Genomic DNA, 1,106 nt, shown 5'->3' on the forward strand with positions numbered 1-1,106 from the left:
GGTTGATGGTGGTCTTGTCCCAGCTCTTCTCCAGTACCTTGCGGCGGCTGGTGGTGATGGCGACAGGCACAAGCGGCCGGCCCGAGAGGCGCGCCAGGAGAACGATGCCAAGCCCTGCGTCTCGCGGCGTGCCGTGCGGAATATCTGCGATCATGGCGACGTTCTTGCCGACGGCGAGCGACTTTTTCAGGGCGATAAGCGCTTTTGCCCCACCCTTGTCGAGGTGCCTGGCATTCTCCCGCCCGCCCGAGCCGCGCACCGCCTCGATGCCGAATTTTTCCAGCATCAAGGCGTTGAGCTCGGCATCGGCGCTGCGCGAAACCATGGCGACCAGCGGCTTGCGCTTGGGGTAATAGGCTGGCGTCAGCAGATGCTGGCCATGCCACAAGGCGATGATGCCAGGCTCGAATTCGGTATAGGCACCGCCCGAAAACCGTGCCGATCCCTCGACGACGCGATTGGTGAGGCGCACGAAGCGCACGAACTGGGCGAACAGGCTGGCGATGGCGTTCTTGACGAATCGCGACTGCGCCAGCGGTTGGCGAATCTTGCGCCAGAAGGCCTTGGTCGTGCGGCTGCGTCCCCTGCCCGTGGGCGCGGCATCGTTTGCTGGCCCTTTCGCCAGGTCATGCTCCATCGAAGTCAACCGGCAGCCTTGTTGTCGGGGTCCAGCAGCCGGTGCAGATGAACGACGAAGTAACGCATGTGGGCGTTGTCCACGCTGGCTTGCGCCTTGGCTTTCCATGCCGTGTGCGCGGATTGATAGTCGGGATAGATGCCGACGATATCGAGCCCCTCGAGATCGCGGAATTCGGTGCCGCCAAGCTTCTTCAGTTCGCCACCGAACACCAGATGCAAAAGCTGTTTCTTTCCGTCTTCCGCGGCCATGTCGGTCCTTCACATATCGTGAGTTTGTGACAGGTCTAGACCAAAGCCGCCGACTTTGGAACCTTTAGGGCGAGATGAATTCATCTCGCCCGGGAAAACGCTTTCACGCGTCCAGACCGGCGATGACGCCGGCGAGCACGGCCAGCAATTCACCGCTGCCGGCAGCAAGGGCGCCGTGGCGGGTCACCTCGCCGGCATAAAGTGGAGCACGGCCATGC

Annotated in this window: 2 protein-coding genes and 1 pseudogene; all 3 read right to left on the reverse strand. The window is 62.5% G+C overall.

Annotated elements, in window-relative coordinates; genetic code table 11:
- Positions 1–637: lysophospholipid acyltransferase family protein (locus tag EN750_RS35625; protein WP_127399367.1), on the reverse strand; the 637-nt coding region annotated here is incomplete at its 3' end.
- 5 nt (positions 638–642) lie between these two features.
- Positions 643–888: a DUF4170 domain-containing protein gene (locus EN750_RS35630; protein ID WP_127257990.1), complete on the reverse strand. Its 246-nt coding sequence runs from the start codon at positions 886–888 to the stop codon at positions 643–645.
- A 103-nt stretch (positions 889–991) separates the two neighbouring features.
- Positions 992–1,106: pseudogene (locus EN750_RS41260) on the reverse strand (3'(2'),5'-bisphosphate nucleotidase CysQ); the annotation flags it as partial.

The sequence above is a fragment of the Mesorhizobium sp. M7A.F.Ca.ET.027.03.2.1 genome, from assembly GCF_003999175.1.
Classification (GTDB): Bacteria; Pseudomonadota; Alphaproteobacteria; order Rhizobiales; family Rhizobiaceae; genus Mesorhizobium.

What these genes read in the sequence shown, in the direction of transcription:
- EN750_RS35630 (WP_127257990.1), bottom strand. Translation starts at nt 888, where the DNA reads ATGGCCGCGGAAGACGGAAAGAAACAGCTTTTGCATCTGGTGTTCGGT.